General features: G+C 68.3%; 19 protein-coding genes and 1 pseudogene. 18 read left to right on the top strand and 2 right to left on the bottom strand.

Annotated elements, in window-relative coordinates:
- Both B0W88_RS17150 and B0W88_RS17145 read right to left on the bottom strand, forming a co-directional pair.
- Positions 1-239, bottom strand: a pseudogene (locus B0W88_RS17150) (hypothetical protein); the annotation flags it as partial.
- A 76-nt stretch (positions 240-315) separates the two neighbouring features.
- Complete coding sequence (locus B0W88_RS17145) at positions 316-1932, bottom strand: ShlB/FhaC/HecB family hemolysin secretion/activation protein (protein WP_083748841.1); 1617 nt, start codon at positions 1930-1932, stop codon at positions 316-318.
- Between the two features lie 223 nt (positions 1933-2155).
- On the opposite strand from B0W88_RS17145, the gene tssA reads away from it, so the two are divergent.
- The 18 genes from tssA to B0W88_RS17055 form a co-directional block, all read left to right on the top strand.
- On the top strand, positions 2156-3202 hold the full coding sequence (tssA, locus tag B0W88_RS17140) for a type VI secretion system protein TssA (RefSeq protein ID WP_077035861.1): 1047 nt from the start codon (positions 2156-2158) through the stop codon (positions 3200-3202).
- 375 nt (positions 3203-3577) lie between these two features.
- Complete coding sequence (tssB, locus tag B0W88_RS17135; protein WP_077035860.1) at positions 3578-4075, top strand: type VI secretion system contractile sheath small subunit; 498 nt, start codon at positions 3578-3580, stop codon at positions 4073-4075.
- 37 nt (positions 4076-4112) lie between these two features.
- Entirely contained in the window at positions 4113-5603 is a 1491-nt protein-coding gene (gene tssC / locus B0W88_RS17130; RefSeq protein ID WP_077035859.1) for a type VI secretion system contractile sheath large subunit, read from the top strand.
- A 153-nt stretch (positions 5604-5756) separates the two neighbouring features.
- Positions 5757-6320, top strand: coding sequence for a type VI secretion system tube protein Hcp (locus B0W88_RS17125; protein ID WP_077035858.1), 564 nt, complete (start codon positions 5757-5759; stop codon positions 6318-6320).
- Positions 6321-6374: 54 nt separating this feature from the next.
- Positions 6375-6905, top strand: a complete 531-nt coding sequence (locus tag B0W88_RS17120) for a type VI secretion system tube protein Hcp (protein WP_077035857.1) — start codon at positions 6375-6377, stop codon at positions 6903-6905.
- A 179-nt stretch (positions 6906-7084) separates the two neighbouring features.
- Positions 7085-7600, top strand: coding sequence for a type VI secretion system tube protein Hcp (locus B0W88_RS17115; RefSeq protein ID WP_077035856.1), 516 nt, complete (start codon positions 7085-7087; stop codon positions 7598-7600).
- A 3-nt stretch (positions 7601-7603) separates the two neighbouring features.
- Entirely contained in the window at positions 7604-8248 is a 645-nt protein-coding gene (locus B0W88_RS17110) for a type VI secretion system tube protein Hcp (protein WP_077035855.1), read from the top strand.
- A 46-nt stretch (positions 8249-8294) separates the two neighbouring features.
- The gene (locus B0W88_RS17105) at positions 8295-8867 is read left to right on the top strand and encodes a zinc ribbon domain-containing protein (protein WP_077035854.1); all 573 of its coding nucleotides are present in this window, start codon (positions 8295-8297) and stop codon (positions 8865-8867) included.
- 53 nt (positions 8868-8920) lie between these two features.
- Positions 8921-9724, top strand: a complete 804-nt coding sequence (locus tag B0W88_RS17100; RefSeq protein ID WP_077035853.1) for a type VI secretion system accessory protein TagJ — start codon at positions 8921-8923, stop codon at positions 9722-9724.
- A gap of 4 nt (positions 9725-9728) precedes the next feature.
- Positions 9729-10256, top strand: coding sequence for a type VI secretion system baseplate subunit TssE (gene tssE / locus B0W88_RS17095; RefSeq protein WP_077035852.1), 528 nt, complete (start codon positions 9729-9731; stop codon positions 10254-10256).
- 19 nt (positions 10257-10275) lie between these two features.
- On the top strand, positions 10276-12141 hold the full coding sequence (gene tssF, locus B0W88_RS17090; RefSeq protein ID WP_077035851.1) for a type VI secretion system baseplate subunit TssF: 1866 nt from the start codon (positions 10276-10278) through the stop codon (positions 12139-12141).
- Positions 12138-13214 (top strand): type VI secretion system baseplate subunit TssG, encoded by a 1077-nt coding sequence (gene tssG, locus B0W88_RS17085; RefSeq protein WP_233151743.1) that lies wholly within the window; start codon positions 12138-12140, stop codon positions 13212-13214. The genes tssF and tssG overlap by 4 nt, the downstream gene beginning before the upstream one ends.
- On the top strand, positions 13211-15889 hold the full coding sequence (gene tssH, locus B0W88_RS17080) for a type VI secretion system ATPase TssH (protein WP_077035850.1): 2679 nt from the start codon (positions 13211-13213) through the stop codon (positions 15887-15889). Before tssG ends, tssH begins: the two co-directional genes overlap by 4 nt.
- Before the next feature lie 27 nt (positions 15890-15916).
- Positions 15917-18046: a type VI secretion system Vgr family protein gene (locus tag B0W88_RS17075; protein ID WP_077035849.1), complete on the top strand. Its 2130-nt coding sequence runs from the start codon at positions 15917-15919 to the stop codon at positions 18044-18046.
- A 161-nt stretch (positions 18047-18207) separates the two neighbouring features.
- A complete protein-coding gene (locus B0W88_RS17070) occupies positions 18208-18777 on the top strand; it encodes a DUF4123 domain-containing protein (protein WP_077035848.1) in 570 nt (189 codons plus the stop codon).
- Positions 18778-18784: 7 nt separating this feature from the next.
- Positions 18785-20518, top strand: a complete 1734-nt coding sequence (locus tag B0W88_RS17065; RefSeq protein WP_077035847.1) for a hypothetical protein — start codon at positions 18785-18787, stop codon at positions 20516-20518.
- A complete protein-coding gene (locus tag B0W88_RS17060; RefSeq protein WP_077035846.1) occupies positions 20518-21333 on the top strand; it encodes a hypothetical protein in 816 nt (271 codons plus the stop codon). The genes B0W88_RS17065 and B0W88_RS17060 overlap by 1 nt, the downstream gene beginning before the upstream one ends.
- Positions 21334-21381: 48 nt before the next feature.
- On the top strand, positions 21382-22309 hold a 928-nt coding region (locus B0W88_RS17055; RefSeq protein WP_144006809.1), incomplete at its 3' end, for an FHA domain-containing protein.

Here is a 22309-nt window from a genome sequence, read left to right as displayed (position 1 = left end):
TTCTGCGCGCCGATCGAGAAGCTGTTCCAGTTCAGGATCGCGCCCGAGGTGTTGGTCACCGTCATCGACGCGCCGTTGGTCACCGCCGTGGCCTGGCCCTGCACCACCTGCAGCCCGCCGGGCAGCACCGCCTCGGCCGTGGGCGTCAGCAGCGAGCATGCCGCCAGCGCCAGCGCCAGCCGGCGCACGGTGAAGCGGGCCGGAAGGAAAGAGGTGGTACGAAGGGCAACGGTACTCATGGCTCGCCTCGAGGAGTAAAGCGGATCGGGCACGAAAGAGTGAAGGTCGTCGCGGCGCGTGGTTCGCTCTTCTTCCTCAGAAGAACGCGAACGAGGCGCTGAAGTGGCTGCGGTAGTCGTGCTTGCGGGTGGTGACCGCATCACGCTGGGCCTGGGCCAGGTCCAGCCGCATATTGAAGGGGCCGGTGCTCAGCTGCAGGCCGACGCCCACCGAACCCAGCCAGCAGCTGGTGCTGTTGCCCAGGCAGGGGAAGCCGTTCTTGTTGGTCACGTGGCCGCCGTCGGCGAAGGCGAGCAGCCGCACGGCCTTGATCTGCTGCATGCCCAGCTTGGGCGCCAGGTCGGGGCTGTAGAGCTCGATCGTGCCGACGAAGCCGCTGTCGCCGGTGACCTCGCGCTCCTCGTAGCCGCGCACGGTGCTCGCGCCGCCCAGGCCGAACTGCTCGCCCGGCACCAGCGGGTCGTTGCTCAGCTGCGCGTTGAAGCGGGCCTGCACCATCGTGCCGGCCGGCATCGGCATGCTGCCGAACAGGCCCAGGCGCAGCCAGGTGTAGCTGCGCGGCGCGCCGGGGCGCACCGCCTCGTAGTCGGCCGCGCTGGAGTGGCTGCCGCCCAGCGGCAGGTTGTGGGCCAGCGTGATGTCCACGCCCATCGGCCGCTCGCCGCCGCGCTGCGCGGTGTACTCGATCGACATCGGATGCACGCTGACGCTGGCGCCGGCCGAGCCGCAGGCCCCGTCGGGCAGGCCGGTGATGGCGCAGTCGTTCAGGTAGGAGCGCTGGTCCAGGCCGAGGATCACGCGCTGGTCGATCTCGCCCAGGCGCGGCAGGTACTTGGTGGCGCGCAGGCCCAGCACATTGCCCTTGCCGCTGAACTGCAGCGGGCCGGCGGCGGTGGCGCTGGTGCCGCCGTCCACGCTGGAGTGGGCGGCGAACAGGTCCAGCGTGGAGCCGATCTCGTAGAAGGGAATGCGGTAGTTGGCGCTGTAGACCTGCACGCGACTGGGGTTCTCCGGCGCGGTCTGGAACTGCAGCGTGACGCTGTGGTCGAGGTCCCACAGCGCGGCGTTCGTATAGGCGATGGCGGTGCGCCAGCGGCCGGTGTTGTCGTTGCCGGTGTTGTCCACCGACACGGTCACGCGGCTGGCCGACTGCTCGCTGACCTGGATGCTGACGTTGACGTCGCCCTGGTTGGTGCCGGGCTCCAGCGACACTGCCACCTGCTTGGCCGGGTTCTCGTTGGCCATCTGGATCTGCGCGTCGATCTTCTGCACCTGGGGCGTCTCGCCCTCCTTGAGCAGCGGCAGGCTGCGGCGGATATTGCCCTCGGTGTACTGCTTGTTGCCGGAGACCACGATCTTCTCGATGCGCCCTTCCAGCACCGCGATCGTCACCACCCCCGGCGCACCGCCCGACTGCTCGGGCAGGTAGGCGATGACGGCGCCGTAGCCGGCGTTGCGGTAGGTGTCCTGCACCGCCTGCGCGGCGGCCTTGAGCTCTTCCAGGCTGCGCTGGCCCTTGAAGGGCGCGAGCACCGCCTGGAGTTGAGCATCGCCGAGCAGCTTGTTGCCGCTGAGCTTGAATTCGCTGACCTGGACCGTGGCGGCAGGCGCCGAGCCGGCGGTCTGCGCGTGCGCCGCCGGCATCACGGCAAACACACAGGCCAGATGAATAGCAAGCAGTTTTGCTCTCATTGGATAACCCGTTACTTGATTGGTATCGGCCAGCAAGCTTGCTGGTGCCGTGATTTCCAAATCATTCTCGGTGCATTAGGGATTGACGTCATCCCTTCGCTGAGGGAACGACGACATACTCGCAACGAAAAGCCGGTGTTACATTGCGTCCCCGCAACAGGGTGGCCGACCCTGGCGCTTGACGTACTCATAACTAATTACCTGCACGGAGCATCGCGCATCCATGGAAACCCTTGCTATCGACGCCTGGCTCGAACCGCTGGCCGGCGAGACCTGCGGGCCGGATCTGGAATACGACCCGGATTTCATGACCCTGGACGCCGCGTCCAAGGGCAAGGAGGCAGACCAGTTCGGCGGCGCGGCCGAGCCGCCGCAGTGGCCGATGGTCCGCGAGGTGACCGAGGGCCTGATGGGCCGTACCCGCGACCTGCGGGTGGCGATGTACTGGGCCCGCGCAGTGCTCAACCTGGAAGGCGTCGAGGCCCTGCCGGCCGTGCTGCGCCTGCTGGGCGGCCTGCTCGACCGCTTCTGGGACGGCCTGCATCCGGTCAACGATCCCGATGACGGCAGCCCCTTCGCGCGGCTGTCGGTGCTGGGCAGCCTGGATTCACTGAGCGGACTGCTCGGGGACGTCCGGCAGGTCCACCTGATCAAGGACCGGCGCCTGGGCGGCATGACCGTGCGAGAGATCGAGATCGCGCTGGAGAAGCTCGGCCCGCGCGCCGACGAGGTGGCGCGCACGCCTGGCCAGCTGATGGGCACGCTGGGCGAGTACCCCGACCTGACGGAACGCGCCCGCGCCTGGGTCAGCGGCAGCGCGGACGCGCTGAAGGCGCTGCAGACGGTGATGAACGACCGCTTCGGCATCGGCCAGGGCGTCGACGTCAAGGCGCTGCGCGACATGATCGACGCCGTGCGCCAGATGCTGCCCGAGGAAGGCGCCGAGGGCGCCGCCTCGGCGGGCGACGAGGCAGACACCGGCGGCGACGGCGGCAGCGGCGGCGATGGCGTCGCCGCGGCACCCCGGCGCCGCGGCGGCGGCCCCGGCAGCATCGAAAGCCGGGCGGACGCAGTGAAGGCGATCAACCTGATCTGCGCCTACCTGGAGCGCCACGAGCCTTCGAATCCCGCCCAGTTGCTGCTGCGCCGGGCCGAGAAACTGATCGACATGAATTTCATGCAGCTGGTCTACCAACTGGCGCCGGACGGCCTCAGCCAGGTGGCCAAGGTGATGGGCCTGAACGCGCGCGATTTCGAAATCGACGAATGACCCCCTCAGTCGCGGGGGTGGACATACTCCGCGCGGCTGCCCCGGTTTGGAGGAACCCGCCGCACACCGTGCCACGGGTCGGGGGCAGTTTCGCGCGCCGATCCGATTCCATCGGGATCGCGAGCGAATTGCGGCCAGGCGCATTCCATAACGTCAATATTGAGCGCATCGTGAAAACCTGCGCGGCGGCCGCGCACCAACTCGTGTCCACTGTGCAGATGAGGCGCGATTCACTGGCCGTGCCACACTCGGGCATCATCGGGTTGTTACTTAGATAACCCGTTACTTGCGCAGCCCTACACTGCATGGACATGGACTTGCAATCTAGGGCTTGCATAGTCTGGTTTTCCTATTTCAGAAACCGCGGAGAGACCCATGGGAAGCAGCCAAAAATTCATCGCGCGCAACCGTGCGCCGCGCGTCCAGATCGAGTACGACGTCGAGCTGTACGGCGCGGAGAAGAAGATCCAGTTGCCGTTCGTGATGGGCGTCATGGCCGACCTCGCCGGCAAGCCGGAGGAGCCGCTGCCGCCGGTCGCGGACCGCAAGTTCCTCGAGTTCGACGTCGACAACTTCGACACCCGCATGAAGGCGATGAAGCCTCGCGTGGCATTCAGCGTGCCCAACACGCTGACCGGCGAGGGCAACCTGTCCGTGGACCTCACCTTCGAGAACATGGACGACTTCAACCCCGCCGCGATCGCCGCCAAGACCGACGGCGTCAAGCAGCTGCTGGAAGCCCGCCAGCAGCTCGCCAACCTGGTCACCTACATGGACGGCAAGGGCGGCGCCGAGGAACTGATCGCCAAGGTGCTGGCCGATCCGTCGCTGCTGGCCTCGCTGTCGGCGACGGCCAAGCCGGCTGACGCTTAAGTAACCAGTTACCTATTCGGATTCCGGAGCACCACCCATGGCCGAAATGCAAACCCAGAGCAGCGCCTTCACGGGCGTGACCGTCGAGGGCAACGACTTCGCCTCCCTGCTGAGCAAGGAGTTCAAGCCCAAGTCCGACGAAGCGCGCAGCGCCGTCGAGACCGCCGTGCAGACGCTGGCGCAGAACGCGCTGGCCAACGTCAAGCTGATCAGCAGCGACACCGTGGCCACGATCGAGGCGATGATCGCCGCGATCGACCGCAAGATGTCCGAGCAGATCAACCTGATCCTGCACCACGAGGACTACCAGAAGCTGGAGGCCGCCTGGCGCGGCCTGCACTACATGGTCAACAACACGGAGACCGACGAGCAGCTGAAGATCCGCGTGATGGCGATCTCCAAGCAGGACCTGGGCAAGACGCTCAAGCGCTACAAGGGCACGGCCTGGGACCAGTCGCCGCTGTTCAAGAAGCTGTACGAAGAGGAATACGGCCAGTTCGGCGGCGAGCCCTTCGGCGCCATCGTCGGCGACTACCACTTCGACCACTCGCCGCCTGACGTCGAGCTGCTGGGCGAGATGAGCAAGATCGCCGCCGCGGCGCACGCGCCCTTCATCACCGGCGCGGCGCCCACGCTGATGCAGATGGACTCGTGGGGCGAGCTGGCCAACCCGCGCGACCTGACCAAGATCTTCACGACGCCCGAGTACGCCGCCTGGCGCTCGCTGCGCGAGAGCGACGACGCCAAGTACGTCGCCATGTGCATGCCGCGCTTCCTGGGCCGCATCCCCTACGGCGCCAAGACCAACCCGGTGGACACCTTCAATTTCGAGGAAGACACCGTCGGCGCCGAGCACGACAAGTACTCGTGGTGCAACGCGGCCTACGCGATGGCCACCAACATCAACCGCTCGTTCAAGATGTACGGCTGGTGCTCGCGCATCCGCGGCATCGAGTCCGGCGGCGCGGTCGAGAACCTGCCCACCCACACCTTCCCGACCGACGACGGCGGCGTGGACATGAAGTGCCCGACCGAGATCGCGATCTCGGACCGCCGCGAAGCCGAGCTCTCGAAGGCCGGCTTCCTGGCGATGATCCACCGCAAGAACTCGGACTTCGCCGCCTTCATCGGCGCGCAGACGATCCAGAAGCCCACCGAGTACGACGATCCGGACGCCACCGCCAACGCCGCGCTGGCCGCCCGCCTGCCCTACCTGTTCGCCTGCAACCGCTTCGCCCACTACCTGAAGTGCATGGTGCGCGACAAGGTCGGCTCGTTCAAGTCGCGCGACGACATGGAGCGCTGGCTGAACAAGTGGATCGGCAACTACGTGGACGGCGACCCGGTCAACTCCAGCGAGGACGTGAAGGCACGCCGCCCGCTGGCCGCCGCCGAGGTGGTCGTCGAGGAGGTCGAGGGCGCGCCGGGCTACTACCAGTCCAAGTTCTTCCTCAAGCCCCACTACCAGCTCGAAGGCCTGTCTGTGTCGCTGCGCCTCGTGTCCAAGCTTCCGTCGGAAAAGGGTTGAGGCCAAAGGCCTCAAGCCTTTCGCATCAGGCTGCAGCCTGATGCAAAAGGTTCGAGGCCACAAGCTGCCCACAAGAGGCACACCCCACCATCATTGACCCCATCAGTCGCTCGTTTTTTTCGCGATTGAATTTCTCACCATCGGAGAGAGAACATGCCTGGAAATGCATTCATCAAGTTCACCAATTCGTCCGGCGGCCTGATCAAGGGCGAGTCGATGCAGGACAGCCACCCCAGCGAAAAGGGCTGGCTGGAAATCAACGACTGGTCCTGGGACATCGAGTCCGAGACGAACTACCTGAAGGGCACCGGCGCCGCCGTCGGCGTGGCCACGCCCGGCACCTTCAGCTTCTCGCACACCTTCGACAAGTCCTCGCCCGAGATCATGAAGAACATCGTGATGGGCACGTCCTTCAAGACGGCCACGGTGCACATGCTCAAGGCCACCGGCGCCTCGGACGGCAAGCCCGAAGTGTTCTTCGGCCTGAAGATGGGCGACGCCTTCGTCGTCAAGGTCTCCAGCAAGGCCGGCGAGGACGGCGCGATCTCGCAGGACGTCGAGTTCGTCTTCAAGGCCATCTCGATGGCCTACAAGCGCCAGGACAACAACGGCAAGCTGGTCCACAAGGAAACCCAGGAATTCGGCTGGAACATCGCCACCAAGGAATCCAAGGCGCCTTCGGAAATCGTCGTGGCCCTCGACCCGGCCAAGGACTGATCGCGGACCGCACTCCATCAACGACGACGACGAACTTAATCAGAGGAACCCATCATGCCTGGAAATAGTTTCATCCTCTTCGGCAAGGCTGACGTCCCGATCGGCGAATCCCCGCAGGCCGCCCGCATGGGCAGCAACGGCTGGATCGAGATCACCGACTGGAGCTGGGACATCGAAGCCGAGCACAGCAACCTCAAGGGCACCGGCGCTTCGGTCGGCAAGCCCAACCCCGGCACGCTGACGATCACCCACGCCTTCGACATGTCCTCGGCTGCGATCATGAAGAAGATCGTCGAGGGCAAGTCCTTCCCGAAGGTCACGATCGACATGCTCAAGCAGACCGGCGAGGACAAGCCGGTGCAGTTCTTCCAGATCGTCATGTCCGACGTGTTCATCAGCAAGGTCTCCACCAAGGGTGGCGAGGACGGCGGCGTGACGCAGGACGTGGACATGGTGTTCAAGGAAGTGGCCGTCGGCTACAAGCCGCAGAACAACAAGGGCACGCTGGACACCGAGATCCCGTTCCAGTGGAGCATCACGCGGATGACGACTTCGGGCGTCGCCACCGTCACGGCGATGACCTGAGTCCCGGGCAGAGCCTCGGCTGCGAGCGAGATGGAATCATCGGAGGCTGACGACGGAGGCAGTGGCGCACGCCGGGCCGCCTGATTCCATCCTGAGACTGCTCACGCAGCAGCCGTGCCGCACGGCTTGGCTCGAGGCCGCTTCGAGCCAAGCCGTTTCAACTTCTATCGGGTCACGCCATGGCCATTTCACTGATCCTGCTGCAGGTCATCGACGGGGGCTCCCCGATCGAGGGCGCCTGCACGCTGGAGCCGTACCAGAAATACATCGTCGTCGACAGCTTCGACTGGAGCGTCGAGATGGACAGCAGCGGCGACCTCAAGAGCACCAAGCTCAAGCCCAAGAAGGTGTCGATCAGCAAGCACTTCGACGCGGCCAGCACCAAGATGTACGCGTTGATGGAGAAGGATCCACCCTTCGAGGCCACGCTGCGCTTCATCGACCCCGCGATGACGGTGCGCGGCGTCAAGGACGTGGACGCGGGCACGGTGATGAAGATCGAGCTGAAGGGCTGCCACATCGAGTCGGTGAGCCTGGGCGCCGACGATTCGGGCAAGTCCATCGCGATGACCGAGACGATCACCTTCTCGTTCGAGGAGTCGCTGATGCTGACGTACAACGCCTACAGCGCCAAGGAACACGCCCGCAAGCATTCCGGCAATGTGACCATCAAACCGGACAAGACGAAGGAATAGCCCATGTCGACGTTCGCGCGCATGTTCCTGGAGTTGAGAACCGACTCCAAATCAGGTGACCAGGTCAAGGGCGAGACCAAGGACAAGCACTTCGAGGGCGAGATCCAGCTGACGAAGTTGAACTGGTCCATCCAGCGGGAGAAGAACGCCAAGGAATCCGGCGAGGGCCAGGGCCAGTCGCAGGACCGCGGCCGCACCGAGCCCGAGGTGCTGGAGATCAGCAAGGCCATGGATGCGGCCACCACGGTGATGCTGACCCACCTGAGCAAGAACACCAAGCTGTGGGCCGACATCACGATGGCGGCCCACTACGAGAACTGGTTCGAGCTGCAGATCACGCTCGAGGACGTGCGCCTGATCGACTACAAGTGCAGCGTCAAGGACGGCGACAAGAGTGGCGCCGTCACCGAGGACTGGACGCTCAACTACAGCAAGATCACCTTCACCCACTGGCCCGATCCGGTCCACCGCGAGCAGACCGCCGCCGTCATCAGCGAGCACAAGCGCAGCGCCCAGGCCTCGGTCAAGAAGCGCAGCGACAAGGAGAAGGAAAAGGACAAGGCCAAGGAAGGCGCCAACAAGCCCGGCGGCAACCAGCAGAGCAACCTGAGCGCCCACGGCAGCCTGGCCAAGCCGCGCGTCGGCTGACCGAGCACGCGCTCCCCGATCCCACCCGCTTCCACGGACCACGCCCATGGCACTCGAGAACTACCAGGACATCAGCCCCAGCGCGGGCGACCTCAACGCCGGCTTCCAGTTCCAGTTCAACTGCTCCAACTGCTCGCGGCACTGGAAGACGCCGTTCAAGCCCTACCGCATGGGCCAGGTGTCGGGCTTCCTGAGCCGCTTCAGCTTCCTGCTGGGGTCCAGCGCCTTCAAGGCCAGCCGGGCCACCGGCGGCGCCGCCGACTACGGCCGCCGCCAGGCCAAGGAAGAGGCGCTGGCCGAGTTCATGCCGCAGGCCGAGGCGATGTTCACCAACTGCGAGGTCTGCGGCAACGGCTTCTGCGAGGACTGCGTGGACGACAGCCGCACCTGCGCCGGCTGCCGCCAGAAGGCCGGCGGCGGTGCCCACGGCTATGGCAACGACGGCGCCCAGGGCGCCGCGGGCCACGCCTGCCCCAACTGCGGCGTCGACAACAAGGGCGGCCGCTTCTGCGCCGAATGCGGCTTCGACATGGCCAGCACGCACAAGAGCTGCCCGGCCTGCGGGGCCATGGCCGAGCGCGGGGCCCGCTTCTGCACCGACTGCGGCCACGGCTACTGACCGCCCAACGCGATCGACCCGCTCAATTAACCAGTTACCCGGACGGACCCACCATGACCGACCCCCTCGCCACGGCTGAATCCGCTGTCCGCGCCGCCGACCCCAAGGCCGCGCTGGCCGCGCTGACCCAGGCCGTCAAGGCGACACCGGCCGACCCGCGGCTGCGCATCTTCATGGCGCAGCTGCTGTGCGTGCTGGGCCAGTGGGAGCGCGCCCACACCCAGCTCAACGTGGTGGCCGACATGAAGACGGACACCGGCCCGATGCGCGAGATGGTGGGCCATGCGCTGCGCTGCGAGCTGCTGCGCGCCAATGTCTTCAAGGGCAGCCGCAGCCCGATGCTGTTCGGCCAGCCGGACGAGTGGCTGGCGCTGCTGATCGAATCGCTGCTGCAGGCGGGCCAGGGCAAGGACGAACTGGCCGCGCAACTGGCCGACCGCGCCTTCGAGGCCGCCCCCGCCACCAAGGGCAAGATCGACGGCCACGCCTTCGAGTGGATCGCCGACGCCGACTCGCGCCTGGGCCCGGTGCTGGAGGCGATGGTCAACGGCAAGTACTACTGGATCCCCTTCAACCGCATGGCCAGCATCGCGCTGGAGCCGCCCACCGACCTGCGCGACCGCGTGTGGCTGCCGGCCACGGTGCAGTTCGCCAACGGCGGCGAGGTCGTGGCGATGATCCCGACCCGCTACGTCGGCTCCGAAGCCAGCACGGACGGCCAGATCCTGATGGCCGCCAAGACCGAATGGCAGGACATGGGCCACGAGCGCTTCGCCGGCCTGGGCCAGCGCGTGCTGGTGACCGACCTCGGCGAGCACGACCTGACGAGCATCCGACTGATCGAGCTGGAAACCTGATTCCATGGTGGAGCTGAACTCCCGCGACCGACTCCAACCCTCCCTGCTGGACCGGCTGATCGACGACGAACCCAAGCAGCAGCGGGAGGCACTGGAAGCCCGCGTGCTGACCCGCCAGCAGCTGCGCGCCGCGGTGTTGCGCGACCTCAGCTGGCTGTTCAACACGACCCGCGCCGAGCCCGAGCCCAAGTCCGTCCGCACCGAGCAGCTGGCGCTGTGGAAGGAAGCCGAGCTGGCGCGCAAGTCGGTGCTGAACTACGGCATGCCGGCCTTCTCCGGCGTCACGCTGTCCAGCCTGGACAAGCGCTCGATCGAGCGCGAGGTCAAGGCCGCCATCGTCGCCTTCGAGCCGCGCATCAACAGCGACAAGCTGGAGGTCGAGCTGCGCCTGGACCCGCGCAACCACTACAACTCGATCCAGCTGGTGATCCGCGGCGAGATGTGGAGCCAGCCGGTGCCGCTGGAGCTGATGCTGTCGGCCGACGTGGACGTCGAGACCGGCAACACCCGCGTGCGCGACCTGCGCAGCTGAAGCGAAACCCGAACCGGCCATGGACGCCCGTCTTCTTCGCTACTACAACCAGGAACTGCGCTACCTGCGCGAGCTCGGCGGCGAGTTCGCCCAGGAGTTCCCGAAGATCGCCTCGCGCCTGGGCATGGAGGCGCTGGAGGTCACCGACCCGTACATCGAGCGGCTGCTCGAAGGCTGCGCCTTCCTGGCCGCCCGCGTCCAGCTGAAGCAGGACGCCGAGTTCCCGCGCTTCTCGCACCGGCTGCTGGAGCTGATCTACCCGAACTTCCTGGCGCCGGTCCCGTCGATGCTGGTGGCCCAGGTCAATCCGGTGCCCGACGCCAACCTGCTGCAGGGCCCGGTGATCCCGCGCGACACGCCGCTGTTCGGCCCGCCGGGCCAGGTGTCCAGCCACGTCTGCGAGTTCCGCACCGGCCAGCCGCTGCAGCTGTCGCCGCTGTCCACGCTGTCGGCCGAATACTTCCTGAACATGGCCGAGCTGGGCGTCTCCGGCATGGCGCTGCCGCAGCGTCCGCGTGCCGGCCTGCGCATCCAGCTGCAGCTGCCGGCCGGCATGAGCATGGCGCAATTGCAGCTGGACCGGGTGCGCCTGTACCTGGGGGGCCAGACCGAGACGGCCATGCAGCTGCACGAGCTGATGCTGGCCCATGCGGTGGGCGTGCTGGTGGGCCCGCCGGGCCGTGCCGGCGACGGCAAGCGCCAGCTGCTGCCCGCCTCGGCGCTGCAGCCGGTGGGCTATACCGACGAGGAGGCGATGCTGCCGGCCACGCTGCGCGGCTTCGCCGGCACGCGGCTGCTGCAGGAGTATTTCGCCTTCCCCGAGCGCTTCCTGTTCGTGGACATCGAGGGCCTGCGCCCTGCCCTGCAGGCGGTGCCGGGCCAGGTGGTCGAGATCATCGTGCTGCTGGCCCAGCCGGGCCATGGCATGGACGGCGCGGTCTCGGCCGCCGATTTCCTGCTCAACTGCGTGCCCGCCATCAACCTGTTCCCGAAGCGGGCCGACCGCATCCAGATCAGCGAGGGCAGCTACGAGTTCCACGTCGTGCCCGAGCGCACCGCGCCGCTGGACTTCGAGGTCTACGACGTCAGCGCGATCCAGGGCTTCACCGAGGACGGCAGCGAGCGCCGCTTCCTGCCGCTGTACGCGCCCGAGCACAAGCGCAGCGTCAACCAGCAGACGGCCTTCTACACGATCTGGCGCGAGCCGCGGCAGATGAGCGAGGCCGCGCGGCGCGACGGCCCGCGCTCCGGCTATATCGGCTCGGAGGTCTTCGTCTCGCTGGTCGACCCCAACGACGCGCCCTATGCCGAGAACCTGCAGCAGCTGGCCCTGCAGGTGCGCTGCACCAACCGCGACCTGCCGCTGTTCATGCCCAGCGGCGGCGAGTTCCGGCTGGACGCCGGCATCCAGACCCAGTCGGTGCGCGCGGTGGCGGGCCCGAGCCGCCCGCATACCGCGCTGCGCGAAGGCGGCGTGGCGTGGCGGCTGCTGAACCTGCTGTCGCTGAACTACCTCTCGCTGCTGGACACCGAGGGCGGTGAGGCTGCCGCCGCGCTGCGCGACCTGCTGAGCCGCTTCCCGCAGGGCACCGAGACCAGCGTGCGGCGCCAGATCGAGGCGCTGCAGGACGTGTCCAGCCGCGCGGTCGTGCGCCGCCATCCGATCCCCGGGCCGATCGCCTTCGGCCGCGGCATCGAGGTGACGCTGACGGTGGACGAGCTGGGCCATGCCGGCGTCAGCGCCTACCTGTTCGGCGCGGCCATGCACCACTATTTCTCGCGCCACGCCTCGCTGAACAGCTATGTGGAAACCGTGCTGGTCTCGCTGACGCGCGGCGAGGTGGCGCGCTGGAAGCCCAGCCGCGGAACGAGGCCCGTGCTGTGATCGCCGACGACCTCGACCCCGCCCCGCCCCGGGACTTCAGCCGGTGGCTGAAGCGCCTGTCGACGGAACCGTATCGCTTCGACTTCTACCAGACGCTGCGCCGCTTCGAGAGCGCCAACCCGCAGCTGCCGCGTCTTGGCGAGGCGCTGCGCCCCAGCGACGAACCGCTGCGCGTCAGCCAGCCGGCGGAGCTGAGCTTCGCGCCGGCGTCGATCCATGCGCTCAACTGGCGGCCCAACGGCGTGCCGGAGCTGAGCCAGCGCATCTTCGGCCTGCTGGGCCCCAACGGCCCGCTGCCGCTGCACATGACCGAGCTGGCCGGCGAGCGGGCCAAGCACCATGGCGACAAGGGCCTGCAGCGCTTCCTGGACCTGCTGAACCACCGCTTCACGCTGCTGTTCTACCGCGCCTGGGCGCAGTCCCAGCCGACGCTGAGCCAGGACCGGCCGCAGGACCAGCAGTTCTCGCGCCGCCTGGGTGCGCTCAGCGGCATCGGCAGCGAGGCCTCGATGCACCGCGACGCCGCCGGCGACGCGGCCAAGCTGCACTTCACCGGCCGCCTGGCCCGCCACACCCGCGACGCCGACGGCCTGCTGAACTGGATCCGCAGCGAGTTCCATGCGCCGGCGCGCATCGAGCAGTGGTGCGGGCACTGGATGCCGCTGGCGCGGGACGAACGCTCGCGCCTGCGCTCGCTCGGCCGGCCGCAGCTGGGCCAGAAGCTGGCGCACGGCGCGGTGCTGGGCGAAAGCGTGTGGGACGTGCAGAGCAAGTTCCGCATCGTCATCGGCCCGGTGCGCGAGGCGGCCTACCATGCCTTCCTGCCCGGCGGCTCCGACCTCGCCCGGCTGCAGGCGATGGTGCGCCAGTGGGTGGGCCTCGAGTACGAATGGGACGTGAAGCTGATCCTGGCCCGCCAGGACGTGCCCACGCTGCGCCTGGCCCGCACCGGCGAACTGGGCCGCAGCTGCTGGCTCGGCCGCTTCAAGAAACCCGGCGACGCCGACGACCTGGTCATCGACGTCGAACGCACGTTGAAAAAAGCCTCTCGACAAAGGACGACAACATCATGAGTGAGATCAGCCGCGTTGCCCTGTTCGGCAAACTGAACCCGATGGCCTACAAGGCCATCGAGAGCGCCACCGTCTTCTGCAAGATGCGCGGCAATCCTTATGTCGAGCTGGTCCACTGGCTGGTCCAGCTGGTCCAGAACAACGAGACCGATCTGGACGCGATCCTGCGCCACTACCAGATCGACGCCTCGGCGATGGCCAAGGACATGACCGCCGCGCTGGACCGCCTGCCGCGCGGCTCCACCTCGATCAGCGACTTCTCCGAGCTGATCGAGAACTCGATCGAGCGCGCCTGGGTCTACGCCACGCTGCAGTTCGGCGAGGCGCACGTGCGCACCGGGACGCTGATCATCGGCATGATGAAGAGCAACAACCTGCGCAACGCGCTGCTCTCCATCTCCAAGGAATTCGCCAAGGTCCGCGCCGACGACCTGGCCGAGAACTTCAACAAGATCTGCGGCGGCACGCCGGAAGGCAAGCTGGGCGCCCAGGACGGTACCGGCATGGGCTCGGGCGAGCCCGGCAGCGAAAGCGGCGCGATGGCGCCGGCCGCGATGGGCAAGGGCGAGGCGCTGAAGAAGTTCTGCGTCAACATGACCGAGCGCGCCAAGGAAGGCAAGATGGACCCGGTGACGGGCCGTGACGAGGAGATCCGCCAGATCGTCGACATCCTGATGCGCCGCCGCCAGAACAACCCGATCCTCACCGGCGAGGCGGGCGTGGGCAAGACCGCGGTGGTCGAGGGCTTCGCCCAGCGCCTGGCGCGCGGCGACGTGCCGCCGCAGCTGAAGGACGTGGACCTGCTCTCGCTGGACCTGGGCCTGCTGCAGGCCGGCGCCAGCATGAAGGGCGAGTTCGAGCAGCGCCTGCGCCAGGTCATCGATGAAGTCCAGGCGAGCCCGAAGCCGATCATCCTGTTCATCGACGAGGTGCACACGCTGGTCGGCGCCGGCGGTGCCGCCGGCACCGGCGACGCGGCCAACCTGCTGAAGCCCGCGCTCGCCCGCGGCAACCTGCGCACCATCGGCGCCACCACCTGGGCCGAGTACAAGAAGCACATCGAGAAGGACCCGGCGCTGACCCGCCGCTTCCAGGTCGTGCAGGTGCCCGAGCCTGATGAAGCCAAGGCCATCCTGATGCTGCGCGGCGTGGCCTCGGTGCTGGAGAAGCACCACCGCGCCCAGCTGCTCGACGAGGCGATCGAGGCCGCCGTCAAGCTCAGCCACCGCTACATCCCCGCCCGCCAGCTGCCGGACAAGGCCGTCAGCCTGCTCGACACCGCCTGCGCCCGCGTGGCCGTCAGCCAGCATGCGACGCCGGCCGAGGTCGAGGACACGATGCGCCGCATCGAGGCGCTGGAGATCGAGGAAGGCATCATCTCGCGCGAGGAAGCGGTGGGCGTGCTGATCGGCACCCGCGCCGTCGACGTGGCCGAGAAGCTGGCGCACGAGCGCGAGCACCTGGCCGTGCTGGACAAGCGCTGGAAGGACGAGAAGGCGATCGTCGACCGCATCCTCGAGCTGCGCTCCAAGCTGCGCGGCTCGGACAAGCCGGTGGACGAGAAGGACTCGCCGTCCGACCTGGACCGCGACGGCCTGCTGAAGGAGCTGCATGCCGAGCAGGAGGCGCTGGCGGCACTGCAGGGCGACTCGCCGCTGATCATGCCCAGCGTGGACGCGCAGGCCGTGGCCAGCGTGGTCTCCGACTGGACCGGCATCCCGGTGGGCCGCATGGTCAAGAACGAGCTGGAGAACGTGCTCAGGCTCGGCGAGACGCTGGGCCAGCGCGTCATCGGCCAGCAGCACGGCCTGGACATGATCGCCAAGCGCATCCAGACCTCGCGTGCGCGCCTGGACAACCCGAACAAGCCTATCGGCGTGTTCATGCTCTGCGGCACCTCCGGCGTCGGCAAGACCGAGACGGCACTGGCCCTGGCCGAGGCGCTGTACGGCGGCGAGCAGAACGTCATCACCATCAACATGAGCGAGTTCCAGGAGGCCCACACGGTCTCCACGCTGAAGGGCTCGCCCCCGGGCTATATCGGCTACGGCGAAGGCGGCATCCTGACGGAGGCGGTGCGCCGCCGTCCGTACAGCGTCGTGCTGCTCGACGAGGTCGAGAAGGCGCACAGCGACGTGCACGAGCTGTTCTTCCAGGTCTTCGACAAGGGCCGCATGGAGGACGGCGAAGGCCGCATGATCGACTTCAAGAACACGATCATCCTGCTCACGTCCAACGCCGGCTCCGAGCTGGTGATGAACATGTGCAAGGACCCGGAGCTGCTGCCCGACCCGGAGAGCCTGGCCGCTGCGCTGCAGGAGCCGCTGATGAAGATCTTCCCGCCCGCCCTGCTGGGCCGGCTGGTGACGATCCCCTACTACCCGCTCTCGCCCGAGATGATGGGCAAGATCGTGCGCCTGCAGCTGGGCCGCATCAAGAAGCGCGTGGAAGCCAACCACAAGATCCCGTTCGAGTACGGACAGGACGCGGTGGACCTGATCGTCAAGCGCTGCGACAACCCCGAGGCGGGCGGCCGCATCATCGATTCGATCCTCACCAACACCGTGCTGCCCAAGATCTCGATCGAGTACCTGTCGCGGCTGGCGCAGGGCCAGGAGCTCAAGGGCATCCGGCTCGGCGCGGCCGACGGCGATTTCACCTACACCTTCGACTGAGCCTGCGCTCGGTCCTGAGAGTCAACCATGGCCGATCTCGACTATGAATTCCTAACGTCGAAGGACAGCGGGGAGAAGCGCACCTTCCTCTTCCGCCGCATGGTGGCGCGCGAGGAGCTGGGGCGGATCCCGGAGTACCGCCTCGAGCTGCTGAGCAAGATCGAGGACGGCGTGATCAAGGCCGAGGACGTGCTCGGCGACGAAGTCAACATCAAGATCCGCACCACCGCCGACGAGCCCCGCTACATCAACGGCTACGTCACCTACTTCCAGCGCACCGGCGTCACCGGGCGCTACTTCGTCTACCGCGTGGACGTGCACCCCTGGCTGTGGCAGACGCAGCTGGGCGCCGACTGCAAGATCTTCCAGGACAAGACCGTCCTGGAGGTCATCGACGAGGTCTTCAAGGACTACAAGGCCGACGCCGTCGACAAGAGCGGCGTCAAGGGTGCCAAGGCCAAGCGGCCCTACACGGTGCAGTACCGCGAGAGCGACTACAACTTCGTGCTGCGCCTGATGGAAGAGGAAGGGATCTACTACTACTTCAAGTACGAGAAGGGCTCGCACAAGCTGGTGCTGACCGACAAGGCCGACACCCATCCGCAGCTCAAGGGCGGCACGCTGAAGTGGGCCATCAAGCAGACGGAGGCCGGCGACCAGCTCAAGGAGGACGTGGTCACCCAGTGGTCGCATGCCCACTCGCTCGGCTCGCTGAAGTACGTCACGACCGACTACGCCGCCGAGAAGCCCACGCTGGACATGAAGAACGAGGCCACCCGCTCGGTGCCCTACACCAAGGCGCCGAAGGACCTCGAGGTCTTCGACTATCCGGGCCGCTATGCCGACGTGTCGATGGACGAGAAGCCCGCCGACAAGAAGACCCTGGGCGGCACCTGGGCCCAGATGCAGGTGGACCGCTACGAGTCGCAGCGCGTCGTCGCCGTGGGCATGACGCCCTACCGCGAGATGACCTACGGCGTCACCTTCAAGCTGGAAGACCAGAAGGAGAACGACGGCGACTACCTGGTCACCGCGGTCGACGTGGAGGTGCACTTCTCCAACCCCGAGGCCAAGGACGAGGACGTCACCACCGAGTACAGCTGCCGCTTCGAGGCCGTGCCCAAGGCCACGCCCTACCATCCGCAGGCGATCGCCCGCATCCCGCTGATCCACGGCCCGCAGACGGCCACCGTCACCGGCGCGTCCGGCGACGAGATCACCACCGACAAGTACGGCCGCGTCAAGCTGCAGTTCCGCTGGGACCGACTCGGCAAGAAGGACGACAAGTCCTCCTGCTGGGTGCGCGTCTCCCAGCCCTGGGCCGGCAAGCAGTTCGGCATGGTCAACCTGCCGCGCGTCGGTGACGAGGTGGTGGTCGAGTTCCTCGAAGGCAACCCGGACCGCCCGCTGATCACCGGCCGCGTCTACAACGGCGACAACATGCCGCCGTACAAGCTGCCCGACCAGGCCACCGTCACCGGCGTCAAGAGCCAGTCCAGCAAGGGCGGCGGCCTGGACGAGACCAACGAGTTCCGCTTCGACGACAAGAAGGGCAGCGAGTACATCTGGCTGCACGCCCAGAAGGACATGCACTCCTGGGTCAAGAACGACCACTTCGCCTCGGTGCTGAACAACTTCTGGGGCGACGTCACCAAGAACTACTCGCTGAAGATCGGCGGCACCACCTCGGTGGCGCTGGTGGACGTGGTCAAGCTCAAGGCCGACGCGGACGTCAACGTCAAGCTCGGCGCCGACCTGAACCTGGGCATCACGGGCCAGGCCGGCATCGCCGTGACCAAGAAGATCGACGTCAAGGGCAGCGCGGCCATCGCCGTCAGCTCCACCCAGGCGATGGACCTCAAGTCCAGCCAGACCATGCAGCTCACGGCCACCTCGGCCGTCAGCATCAAGGGCATGAACGTCACCATCGAGGGCAGCAGCCAGATCACCATCAAGGCCGGCTCCGGCACGATCACGCTGGGCCCGGCGGGCGTGACGATCGACGGCGCGATGGTCAAGGTCAACTGCGGCGGCGGTGGCGGCTCGGCCACCGATGCGGCAGCCGCGGCGCCGGCCGACCCGCAGGAGCCCGCCGACCCGACCAAGAACAAAGATCCGCTGGTGAAGGACAGCGGCGGGACGGGCGCCGGGGCATGAACATGGAGCCCCTCGCCCAGCCGCGCCGCGCTGAACGCGGGCGCACCTGGTCGGCCCCCCGAGGGGGCGACCGTGCCCGGCGCATCGAGCGCCAGGCCCGGCCATGCGGGCCGGCTTGGGGCGGCCCGGCGCTCGGCCCGAAACACCCCTGACCGAGCCAGATGGACAAGAACAACGCTCCGGCCCTCTCCCCCGCCCAGCTCAAATCCGCCTTGTGGGCCGACAGGCTGGTCCAGGTCTATGCGCTGATCCTGGGCCACCGCATCGGCGAACTGCCCGAGCGCCTGGCCGCCGCCGACGGTGACGCTCAGATAACGAGTTACGACTGCGTGCTGCCCGGCGCCCTGAGCCCGCAGCGCCGCCGCACGGCGCCGTACCTGGTGGCGCTCAAGCCGGAGAGCACGTTCACCGACTGGCTGCTGAACAAGGCCGCCGGCGAGTTCGCCGACTGGGGCGTGCTGGTGCGCACGCGCCTGTCCTTCCTGGGCCTGCGCAGCCACAGCCGCGACTGCCTCGAGGGCCGCCTGCCCGACGGCCAGCCCATCGTGCTCGAGTGGATGGACCCGGCGGTGCTGCGCCTGCTGCTGCCGCTGGCGCCGGGCGACCAGGTGGAGGAACTGCTGGGCCCGCTGGAGACGCTGGTGATGACCGGCACCGAGCGCTGGACCCTGTGCAGCCAGCAGTTCGGCCGGCTGCAGATGCAGGACCAGCCGCTGATGGCCGGGGCATGAGGGAACGATGCTCAGACTGACTCCCGAACAGCAGAAGGCCCTCGAAGCGCTGACGCTCGCACGCGACCTGCAGCGGGTCGGTGCCGTGCTGGGCCAGGCCTTCCCCGAGGTCGACGCGCGGCTGGGCGAGCGCAAGCCCCAGCTGCTGGAACTCGGCTGGCAGCGCGCCACGGCGCTGGGTCTGACCCACGGCCTCGCGGTGGCCCGGTATCTCGCTGCCTGGTTCGTCTTCGGCGCCGAGTTCGAGAAGCAGCCGGCCCACGACTGGGCCGCCAAGCTGCTCGCCTCGCCCGAAGGCCAGCGCGAGAAGTCCGAAGGCCAGCGCATCTACCAGCTCGGCCGCCGCGGCCGCGAGGAGCTGCAGCGCAAGGCCGGCAGCGGCCTGCCCGCGCCGGCGGCCTTCGAGGAGGCGCTGAAGCTGCTGGACACCGAGCTGGCCGAACAGGGCCGCCTGGGCAGCCTGCTGCCGCGCGAGCGCCTGAAGCTGGGCAGCGCCTGCGACCTCGACGCGGTGGACCTCACCGTGATCGAGCCCGTCCCGCTGCAGCACTACGCGCTGCAGGAGGGGCAGTGGAAGCGCGTGCCCACCGTGGTCGACACCGAGAAGCTGCGCGTGATGAGCGCGCTGGGCCAGGCACCGCTGCCCGCGCAGGTCAACCTGCTGAGCCTGTCGGGCGGCGGCCGCAGCCGGCTGCGGCTGCGCTGCCTGGCCAAGCACGTCTGCGATCCCGCGGTGCATCCGCTGGTCGACTTCAACGGCAACCACGGCCACTACGAGCGCCGCGGCCCGCAGACGCAGGACCTGCAGATCACGCTGCCGCTGGAAACCCCGCCGCCGCAGCCGGTGATGGCTGTCGAGGGCGGGCCCAGCTACAGCCAGTTGGGCATCGCCGGCTGCTCGCTGCGCGACAGCGGCGCGCCGATGGGCGAGCAGAGCGTGCGCATCGCCGTGCATCCGGCCGAACAGACCATCCTGCTGTGGCGCCGCGAGGCCGCGCCGGCGGTGCACCTGCCGGTCGAGCCGCTGCTGCCGCCGCCCGCGCCGCAGGCCCGCGTCGAACGCGACGGCGCGCCGCTGGAGAACCAGCGCTGGCTCGAAGGCCTGGCCCAGCTGGACCAGCAGCTCGCCGCCAAGCTGCCGGCGCTGCTGATCGCCTGGGAGCGCGAATCCGGCGTCACCAGCGGCCACCTGCAGGCCGAGCCCGCGCTGATGACCGGCGGCGCCGCGCTGACCTGGGGCTGGGCCCCGCATCCGGACGGCCTGGCCGCCGCGCCCTTCTACCGCGTGGCCGGCATGCTGGAGCTGGTGGTCTGCCAGCTGCACCTGCGGCTGACCGGCGAGCTGGCGCTGGCCGGCACCCGCAGCCTGCTGCACCTGCACTGCGGCGCCCGCGAGATGCTGCAGGTGCAGTGCGAGCGCGGCCCGGCGGACGCGGACCTTGCCGATGTCTTCAAGCCCGCGCAGACCGCCTTCCGCGCCCCTTTCGTGCTGCACCTGGAGAACATCGCCACGCCCGAGCTGGCGATGGTCGACGCGGTCAGCGGCGTGACCGGCGCCATCGTCGGCAGCGCCGGCCTGCGCCCGCACCCGGGCGGGCCGGGCCTGCAGTGGTTCTGCAAGCTGGCGATCGAGCCGGCCAGCGTGCTGCTGCAGCTGCACGACCCGATCCTGGGCCAGCAGCGCAGGATCCTGAAGCCGCTGCTGCCTGCGATGACCCTGGTTGACTGGAGTCTGGACTGATGGAACGCCTCCTCGTCCTCAAGCTCGAAGCCAACGGCTGCGAAGCCGAGGCCCTGCTCAACGGCATCCCGATCACCCGCTGCGACGACGCGCGCCCGCGCAGCGTCATCCCGGTGCACGAGTACACGCTGCAGGGCGAGAACCGGCTGGAGCTGGTGATCTTCCCGCGTCCGGCCGCCGAGCCGGCCGCCGCGGCACCGGCCAAGCTGCGCCTGATCGCCACCGGCCACGAATCGGCCCACCTGCGCATCCTGCTGCCGCGCGCCGGCAGCCCGGTCGACGAAGGCAGCGCCCGCAGCCTGGGCCAGATCGACTGGCAGCCGGCGGCGGACATCCCCTTCCTCGCTCCGCTGTCGCTGACGCAAGACCTGACCCTGCCGGTCAGCTTCCCGCGCTGGCGCTGGCTGGACGCGCCGATGCACCAGGAAGCGCCGTCCGCAGAGCTGCACGCCCAGTGCGCGGCCTTCCTGGCGACGCTCGCCGAGGACCTCTCGCGGGGCCAGACCGACGTCTTCATGAACGCCTGCCGCCTGCGCACCGAAGAGCTCGCGGCGGCCTACCAACGTAACGTCGAAACCGAGCGCAATCGGCTGCGCGAAGCGCTGCTGGAAGGGTATGCTTCCCAGGGCCTGCAATGGCCGGCGCCGAAGGCCGAAGAGCTGTTCCTGCGCCCGCTGGCCAACGGCCGCATGCTGGAGGCCCTGGGCCCCGACGGAGCCCCCGCCCTGCAGAGCGCGCCGGACGAAGAGGGAAAGAGCTGGGCACTCCCGCTGCGCCTGGCGTGGGTGGAGAACCGCTTTTACGTGCTGCGCTAGAGAACAACAAACAAGAGGGCCGATGGAGGCCCGTTTCGAGGAAGTCAATTGATCACGCTCACGGTTGTCTCGTACAACGGCCAGGCCAGTGACGGCCGCCTGTCCACCCAGTTCGACGAACTGGGCGGCACGATCGGCCGCGCCGACACCAACCTGCTGGTACTGCCCGACCCCGACCGCACGATCTCCCGCGTCCACGCCCAGATCGTGTTCCGCAACGGCGACTTCGCCATCGTCGATCGCGGCAGCAATCCGATCATGGTCAACGGCCAGGCGCTGGGCAGCGGGCGCGAGCAGCGCGTCGTCGCCGGCGACCGCGTGCAGATCGGCGGCTACCTGCTCAGCGTGGGCCAGGGCTCGGCCGGCGGCGCCGGCACGGCCGCCCGTCCCGCCGATCCCTTCGCCGACCTGCTGGGCCCGGCCGCCGCCGTGCAGGCCCGCTCGCCCGCCGCCGGTCCCGCGCTGATCGACCCGCTCGCCGCCTTCGGCAGCAGCAGCGGCAACACCCACGGCCCGCAGACCACCCCGGGCGTCTACAACAAGGCCAGCGCGCGGACGCCGGCCTCCGCGCCGCCGTCGATGGGCGGCATTCCGGACGACTGGGATCCGTTCGCGCCGGATCCGGTGGCCGCGCCCGGGCCCTCTTCCGCCTCGCCCTTCGGCAACAGCCTGGGGCTGGACGCCGGCGCCGGCGCGGCCGGCCCGCTGATCCCGGGCCTGGGCGGCGGCGGCCCGCAGGAAAGCTCGCTGGACAACCTGTTCGGCCTGGGCCCCGCCAGCGGTGGCGATCCGCTGGCCAACTCGCGGCTGGACGCCCCGATGGCCAAGCCGAACATGGCCGCCAACGCCGACCCGCTGGCCTCGCTGAACGCCGCGCCGCTGGACGTGGGCCAGGCGCGGCAGGACAACAGCTCGCTGCTGAACGCGCCCTTCCAGCTGCCGCCGGCCCCGCGCCAGGCGCCGGCTCCCATGGCCC

The organism is Pelomonas sp. KK5, assembly GCF_001984095.1.
In the GTDB taxonomy this organism is placed as follows: domain Bacteria; phylum Pseudomonadota; class Gammaproteobacteria; order Burkholderiales; family Burkholderiaceae_C; genus KK5.
The sequence above is the reverse complement of the archived record's forward strand: the minus strand, read 5'-3'. Positions and strand labels throughout refer to the sequence as shown.